Origin of the sequence: Thermosediminibacter litoriperuensis, assembly GCF_008124715.1 — a bacterium.
Taxonomy (GTDB): Bacteria; Bacillota; Thermosediminibacteria; order Thermosediminibacterales; family Thermosediminibacteraceae; genus Thermosediminibacter; species Thermosediminibacter litoriperuensis.
In genome coordinates, this window is the sequence record NZ_VNHO01000005.1 from 94,683 (window position 1) to 112,893 (window position 18,211).

An 18,211-nucleotide genomic window follows, 5' to 3' on the forward strand; every position below is an offset into this window, starting at 1 on the left:
GTGATATAATGTTGATTGTTAATACTTTCACAAGATCTTATAAATAAAATATCTATTCCTTTAGAATAACCCTCCTTCCATCAATACCCTTGAATGCTCTTTTTATTTCTTCAAAAGTTGGCTCCTCTAAAAGTAAATAAGTCTTTTGAAAAACCATGTCCTCTAAACGATGGGCATCGGAAGAAAACACCACTGGATATTTGCCTATAATATCGGGGAACTTCACCCTCGCTTCCTCAAGGGTAATGTTCCTTGAAAATTCCACAGCATCGGGCTCAAGATAGTCCGGTATAAACCCCAGCTGACCCAATATGCTGAAAGTTCTTCTATCCACATGGGCGGGTATGAAAATTCCTCCAAGCTCTATAACCTTTTTTGAAATTTCATCCACCGATAGGGCGGCTGACGCTATAAGCAGCTTTTCTTCTTCACCGGTTACATTTCCCCGAAAATCGACCACATGCTGGTGTCCGAAATATTCCGGGCGGTTTTTCTTATCTGGAAGATGGCGATATAGGAATTCCTGAAACTCAAAAGTCTTTTTAAGATTTTCAAAGAAACAAAGAATGTGGATTTCCTCAGTACTCTGAACTTCAATCCCCGGCAGTATCAAAATATCATAAGTCCGGGAGGCGATCATAATCGCTTCAAGATTTCCGGCCGAATTGTGGTCGCATACGCCTACGATCTTAATACCCATAAGGTTGGCCATGTTAAGGATGTTGGGAGGAACCATCTCCGGATCGGCGCACGGCGAAAGGCATGTATGCACGTGAAGGTCTGCGGGAAATTCCCTCAGCATTTTCCCCGGCTCCTGGATAGGGCATTATACAGTATACCGCATATTTCATATACCGGCTTATCCGAGGAGAATATGGGTATATTTTCCTCCTCCGCCTTTTTTATGGTATTTTCTTCTATATCAACGCCTTCGGCTACGATAATACCGGAAAGGCCCAAGAGTGCAGCCACCGCAACTATATTAGGATGACTCTGAATGGTGATCCAGACCTGGTTTTCCGAGGCATGGCCCATGACCCAGCTCAATAGGTCCGAGGCGTAACCGCCTTCGACGGGTCTCTCTAGATTTGTTCCTCTGGTCACCAGTTTCAAGGACAATTCCTTCTGCAGATCATTCAGGGTCACTCTTCCTCACCCCCTCCTGTCCTTCCATTGTGGGAGGTAATTTCTGGGACAGATCCAGAACTTCAGCTACCAGCTGCCTAACCTTTTCTCTGAGCTTGAATACGCAGTCGGTTTCATTGGCCCGTCCCTGCACTATATCTTCCGCCAGTGATCTGCAGTTTGGGCACCCGCAGCTGCCGCAATCGAGGCCCGGCAACTCCTTTAGGGTTTTCTCGAGAATCTCCATCTTCCGGATGGCTTTGGCTATGTCTTCGTCGAGTTTCAGAGACGGTGTTGGGTTTATCTCTTTCTCAAAATTGTAATACCCTTCTTCAAAATCTCTTACAATAGAGTTTTCATCAATTCTGGTTTCAGTACCGAGTTTTTCCGCGAGTTTTATCAATTTAACCTTTGCTACGAAGCGGTTTTCGACGGTTAGCGCTCCACCTATACAGCCACCGCTGCATGCCTGCAGTTCTAAATAGTCTATATTGGAAAGTTTGTTCAATTCTATTTCTTCCAGGACGTCGATGCAGTTGTGTATTCCGTCGACGGCCAGATGGCTTCCGATTCCAATAGCTATATTCTCTCCGCCCGACCTGCCCCAGCCTATACCTATGCCGCTAGATTTTTCAAATATCGATTCAAATCCGGATCTCCCCAGGTTTCTCATCAGTTCCCCATATATGCCGCTTATGGAAAGCACTCCGTCCACATGGGATCTAGGGGTACCTATGGGCTGTTTTACCGAAGTGACTTTGGCGGGGCAGGGGCTTATGAAAAACGCGCCGGTTTCTTCGGGCTTAATACCGTATACACTGCTTATCTCTTCTTTTGCTCTTTTGCCGGCTATCTCGACCGGGGCCTTTACCGGCACGATGTTCTTAATAAGCCCCGGAAACCTTACTCTTATAAGGCGCAGCACCGCGGGACACGACGAGGAAATCAAGGGTCTTACATCGTGATTCCTCTTTAAATATTCCCTTATGGCGACGGTAACTTCTTCCGCCGCCAGGGGAACTTCGTAAACCTCATCAAAACCTATGGCATGTAAAGCGGCGTTGACGGCTTCCCTCGACGTCCCCTCCTTGAACTGGGCGTACAGGCTGGGCGCCGGCAGCGCCACGGTAAACTTATACGATTTCAGTTTTTCAAGCCCGTCGGTTACGGCGTATTTAGCATGGTTGGGGCATATTCTTATACATTCGCCGCAATCTATGCACTTATCCTGCATGATGTGAGCCTTCCCACCTCGCACCCTTATGGCTTCGGTGGGACAGCCTTTTATACAGTTGGTACACCCCTTACATTTTACGAGGTCCAGCGTAACCGAATGATAGAAATTCAAAGAGCTCACCAGCTTTCCGTATAAGGCGACTACAAATTAACCAACATTTTCACTCTTGTCCCTTTTCCAACAACCGAAGTAATTTCAAACACATCTGAAAATTTCTTCATATTTGGGAGCCCCATACCGGCTCCAAAGCCCAACTCCCTAACGCGCTCGGGAGCGGTGGAAAAACCCTCCTGCATGGCCAGTTCTATATCCTCAATTCCTGGGCCTTCGTCTTCTGCGATGACCTCTATATATGAAGGGGTTATGTTGAAAAACATTTTTCCCCTGTAGGCGTGAATCACTATATTCATTTCGGCTTCATAAGCCGCAATAGATACCTTCCTCATAGCCGAAGGGTTTATCCCCAGCTGTTTCAGGATCTTCTTGGCCTGCTCGGTGGCCTTTCCGGCGTTGTTGAAGTCGCCGCCGGATACCTTGTAAACCAGGCGCATGACTCCGGAAAGCTGTTTTTCTTCGATTTGTTCCCCCATCTCGCCCTTCTTCCTGTAATAGTCCCCCCTTAATCCGGCCTCATACAAGAGACCGCAGCTTTCGTAAAGGGGGTATTCGGTGCGTAGGAGCGGAAGGTGATTTTCCCTCGCCAGCTCGATTACGTCCCGGGCCGGGTACTTGCCCCTTACAAAAATTATAGCGGCAAATTCGGACATACTAGCTGTTTGTATTATCTGCTTATGAGTGAGACCGGTGAGAAGAACCGCGTTCTTCTTCATATCCGCCAGGATATCGCTTATTAGGTCTGCGCCGCAGGCGTTGGTCACATCTACCTCAAGGTCCCGGTCATCTCCCATTAGCACTTCAGCCCGGAGAATTTCCTTTATCTTTCTCAATTTCATCTGGTCTCCCCCAGATGATACGTCAGATACTCAAGCTGGGACGCCAGGTCAACACGCCTGATCACCACATCCTCGGGGACCGATACGTTGACCGGAGCGAAATTTATAATGCCTTTTATACCGGCCCCGACCATAATATCCACCACTTCCTGGGCTGCCGCAGCCGGCACCGCCACTATCCCGAGCTCGACGTTGTATTCCTTTACCTTTTGACTCAGTTCCTCCAGTGACCGCACTTCCAGCCCGGCAATTTTTTTGCCGATTTTTTCCGGGTCCGCATCGAAAATACAGGTTATATCAAAACCTCTCTCTGCAAACCCCTTATACAGCGAAAGAGCGGTCCCAAGATGCCCGGCACCTACTATTGCAACGGACCAGCGTCTGTCGAGGCCCAGTATCTTCATTATATAGTTATATAATTCTCTGGGGTTGTACCCTACCCCTCTGGTGCCGAATTCTCCGAAATAGGCCAGATCCTTTCTGACCTGAGCGGGAGTAACACCTGTAGCCCTCGCTATCTGCTGGGAAGAAACCGTCGTGACTCCTTTTTCGTCGGCTTCTTTCAGAAATCTCGAATAAGATGTAAGCCTTCCGATGGTGGCCTCAGGTATTTTAAACCTCTTGAACAAACTTAACCACTCCCTACATCGATTCTAGCATAATGCATAGGTTTTTACAATACAAATAGCGAAAAAAATCACATGTTTGTTAATCTTTTAACAATATTTTTCTACTGTTGTTTTAATACAAAGGCCTTGTTGGTTATCTGGAAATTGAAGTTATCCACCCCGGAGGTCAGATATACTTCCCTGCCGGACGTTACAAAAATCGCCTCGATGCCCGGAAGGCTTTCAACCAGCCTCATTCCTTCCTTCAAACCCAGTGAAAACACTGCGGTGGAAAGGGCATCGGCGTCTATCGAGCTATCGCCTATTATTGTCACGCTCACCAGGCCGTTTTCAACGGGATAACCCGTAGAGGTATCGAGTAAGTGATGGTACCTCTTCCCTCCTTTCTCAAAAAACCTTTCGTACACGCCGGAGGTAACCAGGGTCTTGTCCCACACTTCCACAGTCGCAAATATTTCTCCCCTGATTTCGAAGGGGTCCTGTATACCAATCTTCCACGGCTCACCGTTCGGTTTTTTGCCGAGGACGTATATGTTGCCCCCCAGGTCGGCAACTGCGCTCTTTATCCCTTTTTCCTTCAATATCCGAATAATTTCGTCGGCCGCGTATCCTTTGGCTATGGCTCCCAGGTCCATTCCCATCCCGGGCCTTTTCAACATCACGCCATGATTTTCCTCATCCAGTAAAACGTCTCTGTAGTTTATAAGCGAAAGAGCCCTTTTAATCTCATGCTCTTCGGGTACCCGGGCCTTTTCCGTACCTATGCCCCAGATTTTTACAAGAGGCCCGACGGTTATATCGAACCTCCCTCCGGAAAGTTCGGAAAAGTAAAGTCCTCTTTTTATAACGTAGAAGGTGTCTGGACTAACTTCGCAAAATTCTCTGCCAGCCGCCGTATTTATAGCGGTTACCTCACTGTCTTGTGCGTTGGCATTCATTTTCTTCTCGATATCGCTTATCCTGTCGAAAGCCGCGTCGATGGCGTCTGATGCGCCATTGCCATAAGCCGATATCTTTATCAGCGTATCCAGCAGAAAATTTGTTTTCACTACCGGCGTCTCCTGGCTCCTGCCGCAGGCCGAAAGGAGGATTAAAACGGCAAAAAGAAAAATTGTTATTTTCAGCTTGTATTTCATTTTAACGGCGACAAGACTGTCGCATCCACCTCCCCTTCCGAGTTCTTACATAATTATATCAATAAATCGACGCCCTTTAAATATTTTTGTATCAATATAATTACTACCAAGGCTTGTTATTGAAGCAGCTGACTGTACATTGTTATTTTGTCTATAGTTATCCCCATATCCTTGGCCTGCTTTATGAGTGAATTGTAACGGGCAAGGGCGGCTTCCATCCTCGAAAGCGCGGCATCCACCTCCGCAGGGTCGTTTTGCACCCACTGAAAAGCCTTTTCGGCCAGCTGCATTTCCTGCCTGGCCTTTTCGATTTCCTCGATGAGATGCCGTTCCAATTCGGAGGAACCGCCGTTAAATTCTTTTTTCATAAAAAGCCCCCCTACATTATGTATATTCAGTAGAGGGGGCAAAACTTTAATCTATTTTCTCAAAAGACTCCTTACCTTCCCGATCATGTACAGGGAACCCGCAAAAACTATCACGTCATCGCCCCCGGATATGTTAAAGGCCGTATCGATGGCTTCCTCCACGTCTTCTCTGCTGTAAATTTCGGGCATTTTTTCGAATTGTAGGCTTCTTATCGATCCTTCCAATTCACACGCCCCCAGTGCTCTGGGGCTGTCAGGCCGGGTGGCGACGACAGCGTCCGCTACCGGGATGATCTCCTCCAGCATCTTCAAGTAATCCTTGTCTTTTAAAATACCTAATACAAGGATCACTCTTTTGCCCGGGAAATATTTTAAAAGCGCGCTTTTGAGCACCCTCACGCCCGAAGGATTGTGGGCGCCATCGATAAGCACATCGGGGTTCCGGCCTATGATTTCCAGCCTGCCCGGCCACCGGGCTTCTAAAAGGCCTTTTTCCACGGCTTCCTTAGTTATATTTATGCCGTAATGGCCTAGGGCTTCTACGGAAGCCACCGCCGTTGCAGCATTATCGAGCTGGTGATCCCCCAGCAGTTTTATCTTTAAGCTGTCGTAGACGTTCCTTGCCGTCTCCAGGCTAAAAACCTGGCCTTCAAGCCCCCAGTCCAAAAGACGGTATCTTGTCTCCTCCCCTACTTTTACCAGCGGGCAGTTTCGTTCCCGGCAGGCACCCTCTATAACCCGCATCGCTTCCTGATCCTGGGGGGCGGTGACCACCGGAACTCCTTGCTTGATTATCCCGCATTTTTCTCGAGCTATCTCCGGCAGGGTATTCCCCAGGTACTGCTGGTGGTCGTAGCTTATAGGAGTAATTACGCTGACCAGAGGGGTTACCACGTTGGTGGCGTCGTACCTGCCGCCCATGCCCACTTCCAGTACCAGAAAGTCCAGGTTCTGCTCTTTAAAGTACATAAAGCCGAGAGCCGTTACCACTTCAAATTCGGTGGGTGCACCCCATCCCCTGGCCTCCATTTCCCGCAGGACTTTTCGGATCTTTTCGGTGAGCCGGGCGATATCTTCATCGGGTATATTCCGGCCGTTCACCCTTATCCTCTCGTTGAACACCTCCAGGTACGGCGAAGTATACAGCCCCACCCTGTAGCCGGCGGCCCTCAATATGGAATCTATCATGGCGCAGGTGGACCCCTTGCCGTTGGTCCCCGCCACATGAATTATTTTGATACCCTCATAGGGATTGCCCAGGAGCTGCAGGAGCCTCGTAATGTTCTGAAGCCCCAGCTTTATGCCGAATCTGTTCATACCGTGGATGAACTCCAGAGCTTCACGGTAACTCAGCATCGAGCTTTCTCCTTCCCGTAACGTTTAGGCTATGATTATCCCAATTCGGTCAGTGCTTTCAGCCGTTCCTCCACCCGCTTGAGCATCTCGATGTAATCCCTTTCCTTCTGTCTTTCCTTTTCTACAACTTCCCGTGGAGCTTTCGACAGGAAACCGTGGTTTGTTAACTTTTTCCTGACGGTGCTTATCTCCTTTTCCAGAGACGCCTTTTCTTTCTGAAGCCTGGCGATTTCCGCATCCAGGTCCACGAGACCTTCCATGGGGATGAAGATTTCCGCTCCCCTTATAACGCAGCTCATGGCTTTTCCTGGCGCGGGGTCTTCCTCAGAAATGAAATCCGTTTCCGAAACCCTGGCAAGGGTGTGGATAATATCAATGTTTTGTCTCAAAAGCTTCAGCGTCCCGGAATCGCCTGCTCTCACCACGGCCCTGGCTTTCTTAGCCGGCGGGACGTTCATCTCGGCCCTGATGTTCCTGATGCCCCTTACAGCATCCATGAGGATCTCCATGTCGCCTGCATCTTCAAACTTCCATTCAGGCCTGAATTCCGGCCAGGCCGACACCATTATGCTCCTGCCTTCGTGGGGCAGGTGCTGCCAGATCTCTTCGGTGACAAACGGCATAAGGGGGTGCAGCAGCCTCAAAACCCTCTCCAGAACGGTATAAAGGACGCGTTGGGTCTTCTTTTTTGCGTTTTTGTCGTCCCCGTAAAGGTCTATCTTTGCCATTTCGATGTACCAGTCGCAGAATTCGCTCCAGAAAAAGTCGTAGACCTTCTGGGCAGCTATGCCGACTTCGAATTTGTCCAGGAACTCCGTAACTTCTGAAGTCACATCGTTCAGCCTGGACAGGATCCAGCGGTCTTTAAGCGACAGCTTTTCCAATTCCGGTTCTCCGGGCTCGAAGCCCTCCAGGTTCATCATTACGAACCGGGAGGCGTTCCATATCTTGTTCGCAAAGTTGCGGCTGTGCTCCGCCTTTTCCCAGGAAAACCTTATGTCGTTGCCCGGGGTGTTGCCGGTGCACAGAGCAAACCTGAGGGTGTCGGCGCCGTACTTTTCTATGACTTCCAGGGGATCTATGCCGTTGCCCAGGGATTTGCTCATCTTGCGGCCCAGGGCGTCCCTGACGAGGCCAGTTATAGCCACGTACCTGAAGGGTTCCTCCTTCATAAACTCCATGGCCATGAATATCATGCGGGCCACCCAGAAGAATATTATGTCGTAGCCGGTAACCAGCACCGAAGTCGGGTAAAAATACCTGAGGTCTTGGGTATCGTCAGGCCAGCCCAGCGTCGAGAAGGGCCAGAGGGCCGAACTGAACCAGGTGTCCAGCACGTCGGGGTCCTGTTCTAGGGAGCTTCCGCCGCATTTTGAGCATTTTACGGGCGTTTCCCTGGAGACGATGGTTTCTCCGCAATCCTGGCAGTACCACGCGGGAATCCGGTGGCCCCACCAGAGCTGCCTTGATATGCACCAGTCGTGGATGTTTTCCAGCCAGTTTATATATATTTTGGTGAACCTCTCGGGGACGAACTTCACCCTGCCCTGCTTTACCACATCGATGGCCGGCTCCGCCAGAGGCTTCATCCTGACGAACCACTGCTTGGAGACCATGGGTTCCACCACGGTGTCGCAGCGGTAGCACTGACCTACGCTGTGGGTAAGGTCCTCGATCTTTTCCATGTAACCCTTTTCTCCCAGTTCCCTAATCAAGGCTTTCCGGCACTCGTACCTGTCGAGGCCCTTAAACTTCCCGGCGTTTTCGTTCATGCGCCCTTCTTCGTCCATGACCTTGATTACCGGCAGCCCGTGGCGCAGCCCCATCTCGAAATCGTTGGGATCATGGGCGGGAGTTACCTTCACCGCACCCGTGCCGAATTCCATATCCACGTAATCGTCGGCGATAATCGGAATTTCCCTACCCACCAGCGGCAGAACAACGGTCTTGCCTATATGTGCCCTGTACCTTTCATCCTCCGGGTTTACAGCTACGGCCGTATCGCCCAGTATGGTCTCGGGGCGGGTGGTCGCCACGGTTATGTGGCCCGAGCCGTCGCTGAAGGGATACCTCACGTGGTAGATCTTATCATTTCTCTCCTCGTGCTCCACCTCTATGTCCGAAAGGGTCGTCTTACACGTCGGACACCAGTTCACGATGTAGTCGCCGCGGTATATGAGGCCCTTTTCGTATAGCCTTACGAACACTTCTCGAACGGCGCGGCTGAGTCCCTCGTCCAGGGTGAACCTGAACCTGGACCAGTCACAGGAAGCGCCTAGTTTTTTCAGCTGGTTCACTATGGTGTCGCCGTACTTTTCCTTCCACGCCCACACCCTTTCCAGGAACTTTTCCCTGCCGAGGTCGTACTTGGACAGCCCTTCTTCTGCCAGCTGCTCTTTCACCTTGGCTTCGGTGGCGATTCCCGCATGATCGGTGCCGGGCAGCCACAGCGTCGGGTAGCCCTGCATCCTCTTATACCTTATCAGGATGTCCTGGATGGTGTTGTTGAGGGCATGCCCGATGTGAAGGTGGCCGGTTACATTGGGCGGCGGAATAACTATGGTGAAGGGTTCCTTCTCCGGATCAATTTCCGCGCGGAAGAAATTCTGTTCTTCCCAGAATCTGTACCATTTATCCTCCACGTTTTTTGGGTCGTAAACGGAAGGGATATTGGTGAAATCCATTCTTCCTCCTCCTTTTAAAAAATGTAAAAATTTAAAAGGCCCTTCGCTCTGATTTAAGGACGAAAGGCCTTTTTCGCGGTACCACCTTAGTTCCCGGACTTTCAAAAATCCGGGCTCTTGATAATCTAACGGTAAAACCGGCCCCGGCTACTTTTTCACCGGGACGGCTCAGGGGCGACCTTCGAAAGCTCCCTTAAGAAGGCTTTCACCCGGCGGCCTTCCTCTCTTTATAAGGGCGGGCTTTCTACTCCTCCCCGTCAACGCCTTTGCAATCTTAATATTTTTAATGTATATTTTAACTTCAGACCATTGCTTTGTCAAGACTACGGCTAACCCATCATCTATTGCAGCTTTTCATTTTCTAAATCATTCATTATTCTTCCGACAGTATTAACCGCATCCTCGGCCAAATCCACAGCTTCAGTTGCTATTTCCCTATTGTACACCTTGGCAGGAATGCTGTCCGGCAGGCCGTTAGGATACCTTGTGGGAATGTAATAGCCGTCTAGTACAGACCATTTTTCACACTTTTCTCCTACCTTTTCATTATATTGGGCGGCCTTCCGGGCTAATACGTTCACCGAATGGCTCAGGACTATAGTTTCCCCCATAGCATACAAAAGAGCTTTAATGGCTTTTTCGGCCACCTGCTGGGCTAAAAAGCAAGCGATATGGTAGCCGCCTTGTTCGGCCAACACCCTGGCCCACTTTAAGTCTTCTTTTGCCTGTTCCAGCCATCTCTTACCCTCTTCCATTCCCGACCTTCTCATACAGCACCCTCCCCTCGGCAGCAGCCCTTTTGAAAAAAGGCTTTTCTTTAACAGTTTGCCATTCCTCAGGAGTGTAAACCAGTATATCTGCAGCTACTTTTGGAACTATTTTCCTATAAATAAAACCTACCCGCTCGATAAAGGGTAAATCGCTCTTTAAAACAGCTATAATATCAAGATCCGTAAAAAGGTCCTCACGTCCAGCGGCATAAGACCCGAAGAGCAATATTTTTTCCGCTCCGAGTTTCTTTAGCTCTGCTGTGATCCTTTCCAGTTCCTTCTCCAGCAAGGTTTTATATTCTTTTTCCTCTACTCTTATGTCCATAACCCTCCCCCCAAATTACGGAAACAGTTGGGGTGTTGTTTATATATTAGCATATTAGCAATTTCATGTAAATAAAAGCCTTTCTTACAGCAATTTTGACATATTAGTATTCATCAATGTAGGAGCCATCGATAATAATCGAATGTCGCCTTACCCCTTCGATTTCAAACCCTATTTCATGTAAAGGGATATTGTCCGCCCGTTGTGTTTCCCGCAAAGCCGTTTCAGGTTTTTGAAAATCAGGTGTGCTTTTAGTTACTTTTTACGCCGTCGATATCTTTTGAATGAACTATGTTATCGATAAAATGAAATGTAATAACCCCGGTAATGAAGTTAAGAAAGAAATGAGAACCCTTAACTGTATTGAATAAAAGTCTGATGCGTTCAGAGAGAATATAAAGGCCATTATATAGATCAATAATACCATGGAGATCTTAAATGCTTTTTAAATAAAGTCAAAAGGATAAAGGCAGGGAAGGAGAAAAACACAATAAAAAATGAGGGAAGAAAAAGCAGGATGGTAGTAACGTCCGTAAAAAGAGAAAACATATTATTTTCATATTTTGGCCAAAAATTGTAGACTAACAAGAAGGAAATCAAAACCGGAAATGGTGTAAAAAACTTTCAAGGATTTCCCACCAAACTTTTCTATATCTTAAAAGCTATACATATTTCGCTAAAGGGTGGATCAATTCCCTCTCTCAAATATACGGCTAAAAAATCCCAACAGTTCGTCCCCGGAAATTTCGTATCTATATCTTTCGTTTTCATCCGAAATAACCCCAAACCCCAGTCTGCGGTGAAGCAAAACCGACGACTTGTTGTTTTTATGGGCGGAACTGAAAACTTTTTTCGGACGATTCGATAATATTTCTCTATATGCCTGCCGGAATATATCGCGCAAAATTGAGCTTCTTTTGTAAGCGGGATGTATCTGTATCGACATCACATTCCAGCAGTCATCGGAAACGGGCATATACTCCAGGTATGCCGCGAGGATATCGCCCCTCCAGACCAGGACAAATCTAGCTCCTTTTTCAATCTCTCTTTCCAGGTCTTTCTTTCGCCTTTCGGGGTCAAACTCTATGCCCAATTCCTTCAAAATCGGGCTCATGTTTATTCTATCCAGCTCCACAATCTTTTCCAGATTCATGAGGTAAAATCCCCCACTTTCACAGTCCACATAATAAACCTGCGCATTAATTTTATATATTTTACTTGAATAATTTTTCGTTATTAAAGCCTTTTAATTCTTCTATATAATTTTGGTCTATTTCTATGTCGGCCTTTTCTATTAAATTATTTTGGAAATCTTTTACGTATTTTTGTTTAATATGATAATCTGATATTTGGGGTATTTCTCCCTTTTGTATTCCTTGTTCTATTATGCTGTCCTCTAGCTTTTTCAATGTCAATAAAAGCTTAACTTTCTCATACTCATACTCATTCCAGTACTCTTCTAGAGTCATTCCAGCATTTTCACAGAATATCTTCACATATTTAACTAGGTCTTCATTTGCTTTTTCTTTTTTTATATAATCAAAGATTTCCTCGTCATTTACATGTATGTTATTTTTCTCGGCAAAATCCGATAGTATTTTTACCCGAACAATTGCAGCAAAGGAATTTATAAATTCATCGTCTCTTTTTCCATAGGCTATTTCTACTAAACCTTTTCTATATTCTACTTCATTTTTATAAATTGGAATTCCGTTGACTAATGCTATTATCTCTTCCCCTTTTTGCATTCTCAACTCTTTATTTTCTTTCTCATAGTTCCCAACTCTTTTAAGTAATTCTGCTAATTCATCTTCATTTTCTTTATTAAAATTGGTGGTTCTATAAGTAATACTCCACATTAATACCGTCAGCAATAATGCAACCGATAAAATTAACAATTTCTTTTTCATAAACATCACCTATACCGGCTGACTTAAAATCACAAAAATATCCGGCCAAATGTCAAAGCCCAAGCATGCCACATGATACAGGGAATAACACTTCTTGTTCGCAGATATAAATACCCCCATATCAGACCCGTAGGCGTAGGCTGTCTACCAAAGCTAAAAACACTCAATAAAGCGCGCAAAAGACCGTAACTTTGCTGTATTTGCCAAAAAGGAATATAGCCTACACTAAAGATTATTGAAGAAATAACTAGAGCATTTAATGGGTTCTTTACTAAAACTTCTAATCGCGGAAGCAAAAAACCTCTAAAAAACAATTCTATAGGAAGACTTATAAATAATCCAATAATAAATGAAATAAACGGAACTACAAACCCCTCATACTCAAAAAATCCTATAGCATGATGAATACGATATGCTAAATCATTTAATAAGAAACTCACTCCTAAGAGAACAAAGGTGAGCTTCCAGTATCTGTCCCTAAAACCCATTTTTATATATTTATAACCCATGAATTTATATATCAATAAAAGCGGCACTGTCATAACGATTGTATTTATGCCAGCATTCATTATAGAATTGGTTATATAACCTGAATCGCCTGGAAAAATATTTTGTAAAAAACTTTCGATAAAAACAGCTACTCTATTATCATAAAAAATATATTTACGGTAAAAATCAAGCAATGTGCGTATTATATAAAAATATATAAGAAATACAACCCCGACACACAACTCCAATTTAGGATTATTTATCTTAACAGTCTCAGAAGAATCTGCTGTCATAATTCTGATTATTAAGGCCCAGATTAATAGTAAAAATAAATTTATCAAGCCTATACTTAATCTCCAAAAACCATCTAAACCAAATGTTACTGCCAACTCTACTATTATATAACCCAAAAGCAATGGAGTTTCTCTCAATCTCTTATAAAAGTGAAGCAAAGTATTTAATACTCTTCCATCCAATAAAGAATTAACATTACTCACCTACTTCGACCCCACTTTGCTTTTTTATATTACGCTGTATCAATCCGCCCTAAGAACGAAAGTATTGCCGGTTTCGAAGTACTTAAGTCCCCGCGAAAAGACGACGCAACCGACAACGTTCAGGAGTACAGCGAATCCCAGGCTCCCGAGTATCCACCAGTAAACCCGGTTATAAATCACCTGGACGGGAACGTAAGAGATGAAACCCGCCGGGATTACGGTGAAGATTATCCACTTGGTCGCTCCGCCGAATATCCAGTTGGGGTACGTGCTGAAGGTGATCAGGGCGTTGTATAATTCCGTGCCGATACCGTCGGCGGACTTGAGGAAAAAGCCGAGAGAACCCAGGATGAGGAGAAAACCGTGGATGATTGCCGACGAGATCACCGACATTACTAAGAATAGAATGACCGCCGGCAGTTCCGGTTTCAGTATGATAAAGCTGATAAACCATATGAAGGCTTCCACCAGATCCACCAGCCGCATCCTGGCGATTAAAAGGTGGAAGAGCGCATTTTTGGGCCTTACGAGGTAGTACTCCAGCTTGCCCTCGTTGATAATCGCCGGGATCTTGTAAACGTTGTAAAAGACGCTTACAAACGCTAATGCCACGTTCAGCACAGCCCAAATGGTGAATAAATGGACGAACTGCCATTCGGAAATATTTGGAAACCTCCGGAAAAACACCCACCAGAAGACCAGCCAGATGGCGCTGTTTAAAAGGGAACCGAACAGAGCTATAAGGCTGCTGACCCTGTATTCCAGGAGCCCTTTGGCGTTAATGTGCAAGTAACCCAAAAAAAGGCTAAAGTATTTACCCGCCGTTGACATCCAGGCGTTTCACCCCCATCCGGTATACCGACATCCCGATTAAAAAAAGTAAAAGGCACACCAGAATCTGTCCCACCGCAACGCCCCAAGCCCGATTCAAGTCAAAATCCACAAACAGCCGTGCGGGGGCATACACCATGAACCTGAAGGGAAGCCACTCCGACAACCTGCGGAGAAAAGACGGGAATAAGGTGATGGGTATTATCATTCCCCCCAGCAGCATCTGCAGCCTGGAATACACCAGGAAAAAGGGCGATACGTCCTCCACCCAGAAGGCGAGCAACCCGACGGCGATCATGCCGATCAGGTCGGCCAGCATCGCGAGGGCCACTGTAACTGCAAGAAAAGGCAGCGCAGATAAACCGGGAATGTAAGGTCCTATCATAATAGTCATGACAGCATAACCCACCAGAAGGGTGCACATAAACCGCACCATCCGCTCTCCGAAGCTTACGCTCAACTGAAATAAAAGATAGTTATAAGGCCGGGCGAGGGTGTAGCTTACAGCCCCGGTTCTGATGTCTTCTTCAACTTTCTGATGCACCCTGGGGCGCGAAATAACTATGGATTCGGTGAATACCAGGTACCGGAGCATCTGTCTAAGGTCAAACCCTGCGATAACCCCGGCGCCGGAGCGGCTGTAAGTGACCGTCCATAAATTGACGAATACGAACAGGATAACCACCAGGAACCCCGACCGGAAGATCACCTCGGAAGTATACGCCAGGTAATTCTTCGCACTCAAAGCGGCGGCAGCCATGTATTTATCCATCGATTTGAGCATTCTGTCCCGCCTCCCGCTCCGCCGAATAACCTGAAAGATAGATGTGCTGGATTATCGATTCCAGAGGAGGGTCCTGAATGGTTATGTCCCGGACTGCATTGCAAGCAACTATCCGGCTCACCACCTCGTTTACATCACACGTTTTTAAATCTACTTCCAGTTTTACCACAGGCCCGTTTTGATCGAATACCCTGACCCCCGGCAGAAGGTTCAAATCGTTGGGCTGTTCCGCAAATTCAATTTCGATAATCTTGGAATGGAAAAAGTTCTTCCTCATTTCCCTGATTTTCGACTCCAGCACGATTTTACCCTCGTTGAGAACGATGACGTCCTCGCAGATTCGCTCGATGTCGCCGGTGTCATGGGATGTAAGAATTATGGTCACGTTCCTATGCCTGTTTAAGTCTCTCAAAATATCTATTACCGTTGACCTGGCCACCACGTCCAGGCCTATAGTGGGTTCGTCCAGAAACAATATTTTCGGTTTATGGATGAGGGCTGCGGCGATTTCACAGCGCATGCGTTGTCCCAGAGAAAGCTTGCGCACCGGTTGGTAGAGGAAGGAGCTGAGATCGAATAACTCGATTAACTCCTTCATTCGCTTTTTAAGCTCTACCCGGTCTATGTCGTATATCCTGCCCAACAGTTGAAAGGTATCGATGGGAGGCAGGTGGTACCACAATTGGGACCTCTGCCCGAATACGGAGGAAATACGGTACGCCAATCTGCTCCGGTCTTTAAAAGGGTCCATTTCCAGAACCCTTATGCTGCCCTGCGTCGGGCTGAGAATTCCGCACAGCAGCTTTATCATTGTGGATTTGCCCGCCCCGTTGGGCCCGATCAGCGCCAGAGCCCGGCCGGGCTCCACTCGGAATGAGACGTCTTTTACCGCCTCTATCACCTGCCGCTCTCTGCGCGTCCACCCCTTGATCTTCCATAGGGTATACTGTTTTGAAACCCGGTTGACCTCGATACACAAATGACCTCACCTTTCCTTATGGGAAAACCCTTCTGGAATGTGAAAATTAGCCAAGATGGAATAGGATTTTACATTATTCTATCTCAATTTATGGTTCTGTCAATATTATCGGAATCAAACTATTATTTTTATATTATTAAATTTTTCCTGTGACTCCAAGAACATTATTTGGGTAACGTTCAAACCGTGTGCGAACAAATAAAGTGTAATAATAGCATCCATGAATAACGCCTTCGTAAAAACACTGTACAGGGTGAATTTCATTATGTTTCTTTCAATCCCCATTTAATACCCCCTTATGTTAAAGATTGGTTTTTTAATTTCGGCACAAATCTGTAAATTCCTTTTTTAGGTAAGGGAAATTTTATCACAGATTGTTTTTTTCACGTAAATACGTGATATACTGAAATCGAGGAGGTGGGCTTCTTGGAAAGAAAAAAAGAAGATCCTTACGCCGAAGCAAAGTTAATGCACACCGCGCTGCTCGAAAAAGGTTTTGATATGGGTAGCCGTGGCCAGATCAAATGGCAGAGGGATGAGCTGCATGAAAGACTCATCCGCTTATGACTTTATAATGCAAATTGTTGTAAGCTCCTCTTTTGGCTAAAAGCTCTTCATGAATCCCAACTTCAACAATTTCTCTTTTATGTAAGACCATCACTTTGTCACAATTTTCAAGGTCAAGAGTCTGTATGAGCAATTATCAAAACGGTTTTGTCAGCCGGCAGGTTATAATCGTATTTTTTCCTATTTTTTAATATATACCAATTCCCAATGATTCTCTAAAATCATAAAAATATCTTACCCAATATTCCAACGGAAGCATGCCACAGTATACCGGGAATAACACTCCTTGTTCTTAAATATAAGTATCCCAATATAAGACTGTGAGACTGGTAACCGAAGCTAAATATATCCAAAAAAGCATGCCAAAGACTATGATTGTATTTTATTACCCAAGAAGGAACATGAACTGCACTAAAAATTATCGAAGAAATAACTAAAGCATTGAGTGAATTCTTTAATATAACTTCCAATCGCGGAAGTAAAAAACCTCTATAAAACAATTCTTCAGGTAGACCGTTTATGAATATTCGAATAATATATGAAAATACAAGTAGTTTGTAATCAATTTCTTTGTATAATCCTTCATAAATTCCTAATAACAAACTCAATCCTAAAAGGACAATAGTGAGCTCCCAGTATCCACCCCTAAAACCTATTTCTTTATATTTATAACCCATGAGTTTAAATACCAATAGGAATGGAAGCGTAATAATTATTGTATTTAGGCCAGCATTTATTATAGATACGCATAATTTTATTAGTTCCATATATCCTAAGTCGTTGAACAGAAAACTATTTTGTAAAAATCTATAGATAGAAATATGCAATTTATTATTAAAAATATATTCTCCGTTTAAATGAACAAAAATAGCCATTATAATGTTGTAAATAACAAGTATAACCCCGATAGACAATTCTAATTTTGGATTTTTTAGCTTAACTTGCTCAGGAGAATCTTCAGTCATAATCCTTATTATTAAGGCCCAGATTAATAGCAAAAACAAATTTATCAAGCCTATAAACAATCCCTGAAAACCTTGCAAACCAAATGTTACTGCTAATCCTACAATTATGCAACCCAGAAGTAATGGTGTTTCCTTTAATCTCCTATAAAAATGAAGCATAATATTTAATACTTTTCCATCCAATAAAGAAGAAATATTATTCACTAACCTTCCTCCTAAAACAGTTTCTTAATTTTAAATTACCATCACCAAAGTGTCACCGCCGGTGTATAATTGACCCAGGAGCAACGAAAAGGAATTGACCCACCCCCTGGCGAAATATCCCTCTGATACCAGCCAAAAGATCGGAGGGAAATAAGTGCTGGGGAGTGGATCTATTATCATGTTACACGAATTAAGAGCAATGGGCAAGAGCATCCGTGCAATTGCACGAGAAACAGGCCGTTCAAGGAATACGGTAAGAAAATACTTAAGGGCAGAGGGCATTCCCGAAAGGAAGCCGCATCCCAAAAGAGGATCAAAGCTCGATCCATACAAAGACACCATTCAAGAGCTCATAAATCTTGGTATATTCAATTGCGAAGTCATCTACGAAAGAATCAAAGA

At 45.4% G+C, this 18,211-nt stretch carries 20 protein-coding genes and 1 other annotated feature; of the genes, 2 read left to right on the plus strand and 18 right to left on the minus strand.

Annotated elements, in window-relative coordinates; translation table 11 throughout:
* Positions 1–52: 52 nt before the first annotated feature.
* From LZ11_RS03190 to LZ11_RS03270, 17 genes are all read right to left on the minus strand, one after another.
* On the minus strand, positions 53–802 hold the full coding sequence (locus tag LZ11_RS03190) for a PHP domain-containing protein (RefSeq protein WP_148866460.1): 750 nt from the start codon (positions 800–802) through the stop codon (positions 53–55).
* Complete coding sequence (locus tag LZ11_RS03195) at positions 796–1,146, minus strand: AraC family transcriptional regulator (protein WP_148866461.1); 351 nt, start codon at positions 1,144–1,146, stop codon at positions 796–798. Before LZ11_RS03195 ends, LZ11_RS03190 begins: the two co-directional genes overlap by 7 nt.
* The gene (locus tag LZ11_RS03200; protein WP_148866462.1) at positions 1,133–2,473 is read right to left on the minus strand and encodes a [Fe-Fe] hydrogenase large subunit C-terminal domain-containing protein; all 1,341 of its coding nucleotides are present in this window, start codon (positions 2,471–2,473) and stop codon (positions 1,133–1,135) included. Before LZ11_RS03200 ends, LZ11_RS03195 begins: the two co-directional genes overlap by 14 nt.
* A 29-nt stretch (positions 2,474–2,502) precedes the next feature.
* Complete coding sequence (locus LZ11_RS03205) at positions 2,503–3,315, minus strand: ATP-binding protein (RefSeq protein WP_148866463.1); 813 nt, start codon at positions 3,313–3,315, stop codon at positions 2,503–2,505.
* Positions 3,312–3,944 (minus strand): redox-sensing transcriptional repressor Rex, encoded by a 633-nt coding sequence (locus tag LZ11_RS03210; protein WP_148866464.1) that lies wholly within the window; start codon positions 3,942–3,944, stop codon positions 3,312–3,314. Before LZ11_RS03210 ends, LZ11_RS03205 begins: the two co-directional genes overlap by 4 nt.
* A gap of 101 nt (positions 3,945–4,045) precedes the next feature.
* On the minus strand, positions 4,046–5,080 hold the full coding sequence (locus tag LZ11_RS03215) for an FAD:protein FMN transferase (RefSeq protein WP_148866465.1): 1,035 nt from the start codon (positions 5,078–5,080) through the stop codon (positions 4,046–4,048).
* Positions 5,081–5,196: 116 nt separating this feature from the next.
* Positions 5,197–5,448, minus strand: a complete 252-nt coding sequence (locus LZ11_RS03220; protein WP_148866466.1) for a DUF2508 family protein — start codon at positions 5,446–5,448, stop codon at positions 5,197–5,199.
* A 51-nt stretch (positions 5,449–5,499) separates the two neighbouring features.
* Complete coding sequence (locus LZ11_RS03225) at positions 5,500–6,804, minus strand: bifunctional folylpolyglutamate synthase/dihydrofolate synthase (RefSeq protein ID WP_148866467.1); 1,305 nt, start codon at positions 6,802–6,804, stop codon at positions 5,500–5,502.
* A 35-nt stretch (positions 6,805–6,839) separates the two neighbouring features.
* Positions 6,840–9,488 (minus strand): valine--tRNA ligase, encoded by a 2,649-nt coding sequence (locus tag LZ11_RS03230; RefSeq protein WP_148866468.1) that lies wholly within the window; start codon positions 9,486–9,488, stop codon positions 6,840–6,842.
* Between the two features lie 52 nt (positions 9,489–9,540).
* Positions 9,541–9,758 (minus strand) — a binding site (T-box leader).
* Between the two features lie 71 nt (positions 9,759–9,829).
* Complete coding sequence (locus LZ11_RS03235) at positions 9,830–10,258, minus strand: HEPN domain-containing protein (protein ID WP_148866469.1); 429 nt, start codon at positions 10,256–10,258, stop codon at positions 9,830–9,832.
* Positions 10,230–10,583 (minus strand): nucleotidyltransferase domain-containing protein, encoded by a 354-nt coding sequence (locus LZ11_RS03240; protein WP_148866470.1) that lies wholly within the window; start codon positions 10,581–10,583, stop codon positions 10,230–10,232. The genes LZ11_RS03235 and LZ11_RS03240 overlap by 29 nt, the downstream gene beginning before the upstream one ends.
* Before the next feature lie 688 nt (positions 10,584–11,271).
* Positions 11,272–11,766, minus strand: a complete 495-nt coding sequence (locus LZ11_RS03245; RefSeq protein ID WP_148866471.1) for a GNAT family N-acetyltransferase — start codon at positions 11,764–11,766, stop codon at positions 11,272–11,274.
* A 31-nt stretch (positions 11,767–11,797) separates the two neighbouring features.
* Positions 11,798–12,493: a hypothetical protein gene (locus LZ11_RS03250; protein WP_148866472.1), complete on the minus strand. Its 696-nt coding sequence runs from the start codon at positions 12,491–12,493 to the stop codon at positions 11,798–11,800.
* A 29-nt stretch (positions 12,494–12,522) separates the two neighbouring features.
* Positions 12,523–13,479 carry a CPBP family intramembrane glutamic endopeptidase gene (locus tag LZ11_RS03255; RefSeq protein WP_148866473.1) on the minus strand — a complete coding sequence of 319 codons (957 nt, stop codon included), beginning with the start codon at positions 13,477–13,479 and terminating at the stop codon, positions 12,523–12,525.
* Between the two features lie 39 nt (positions 13,480–13,518).
* A complete protein-coding gene (locus tag LZ11_RS03260) occupies positions 13,519–14,310 on the minus strand; it encodes an ABC transporter permease (RefSeq protein ID WP_148866474.1) in 792 nt (263 codons plus the stop codon).
* Complete coding sequence (locus tag LZ11_RS03265) at positions 14,294–15,094, minus strand: ABC transporter permease (protein ID WP_148866475.1); 801 nt, start codon at positions 15,092–15,094, stop codon at positions 14,294–14,296. Before LZ11_RS03265 ends, LZ11_RS03260 begins: the two co-directional genes overlap by 17 nt.
* Positions 15,075–16,073 carry an ABC transporter ATP-binding protein gene (locus tag LZ11_RS03270; protein WP_148866476.1) on the minus strand — a complete coding sequence of 333 codons (999 nt, stop codon included), beginning with the start codon at positions 16,071–16,073 and terminating at the stop codon, positions 15,075–15,077. Before LZ11_RS03270 ends, LZ11_RS03265 begins: the two co-directional genes overlap by 20 nt.
* A gap of 426 nt (positions 16,074–16,499) precedes the next feature.
* Between LZ11_RS03270 and LZ11_RS12325 the strand changes: the two genes are divergently transcribed.
* Positions 16,500–16,640 carry a hypothetical protein gene (locus LZ11_RS12325; RefSeq protein ID WP_170240269.1) on the plus strand — a complete coding sequence of 47 codons (141 nt, stop codon included), beginning with the start codon at positions 16,500–16,502 and terminating at the stop codon, positions 16,638–16,640.
* A gap of 221 nt (positions 16,641–16,861) precedes the next feature.
* Here LZ11_RS12325 and LZ11_RS03280 read toward each other — a convergent pair whose 3' ends face one another.
* Positions 16,862–17,809, minus strand: coding sequence for a CPBP family intramembrane glutamic endopeptidase (locus LZ11_RS03280; RefSeq protein WP_148866477.1), 948 nt, complete (start codon positions 17,807–17,809; stop codon positions 16,862–16,864).
* Between the two features lie 154 nt (positions 17,810–17,963).
* On the opposite strand from LZ11_RS03280, the gene LZ11_RS03285 reads away from it, so the two are divergent.
* Positions 17,964–18,211, plus strand: a 248-nt coding sequence (locus LZ11_RS03285) for a helix-turn-helix domain-containing protein (protein WP_148866478.1), incomplete at its 3' end; no start/stop codon positions are given.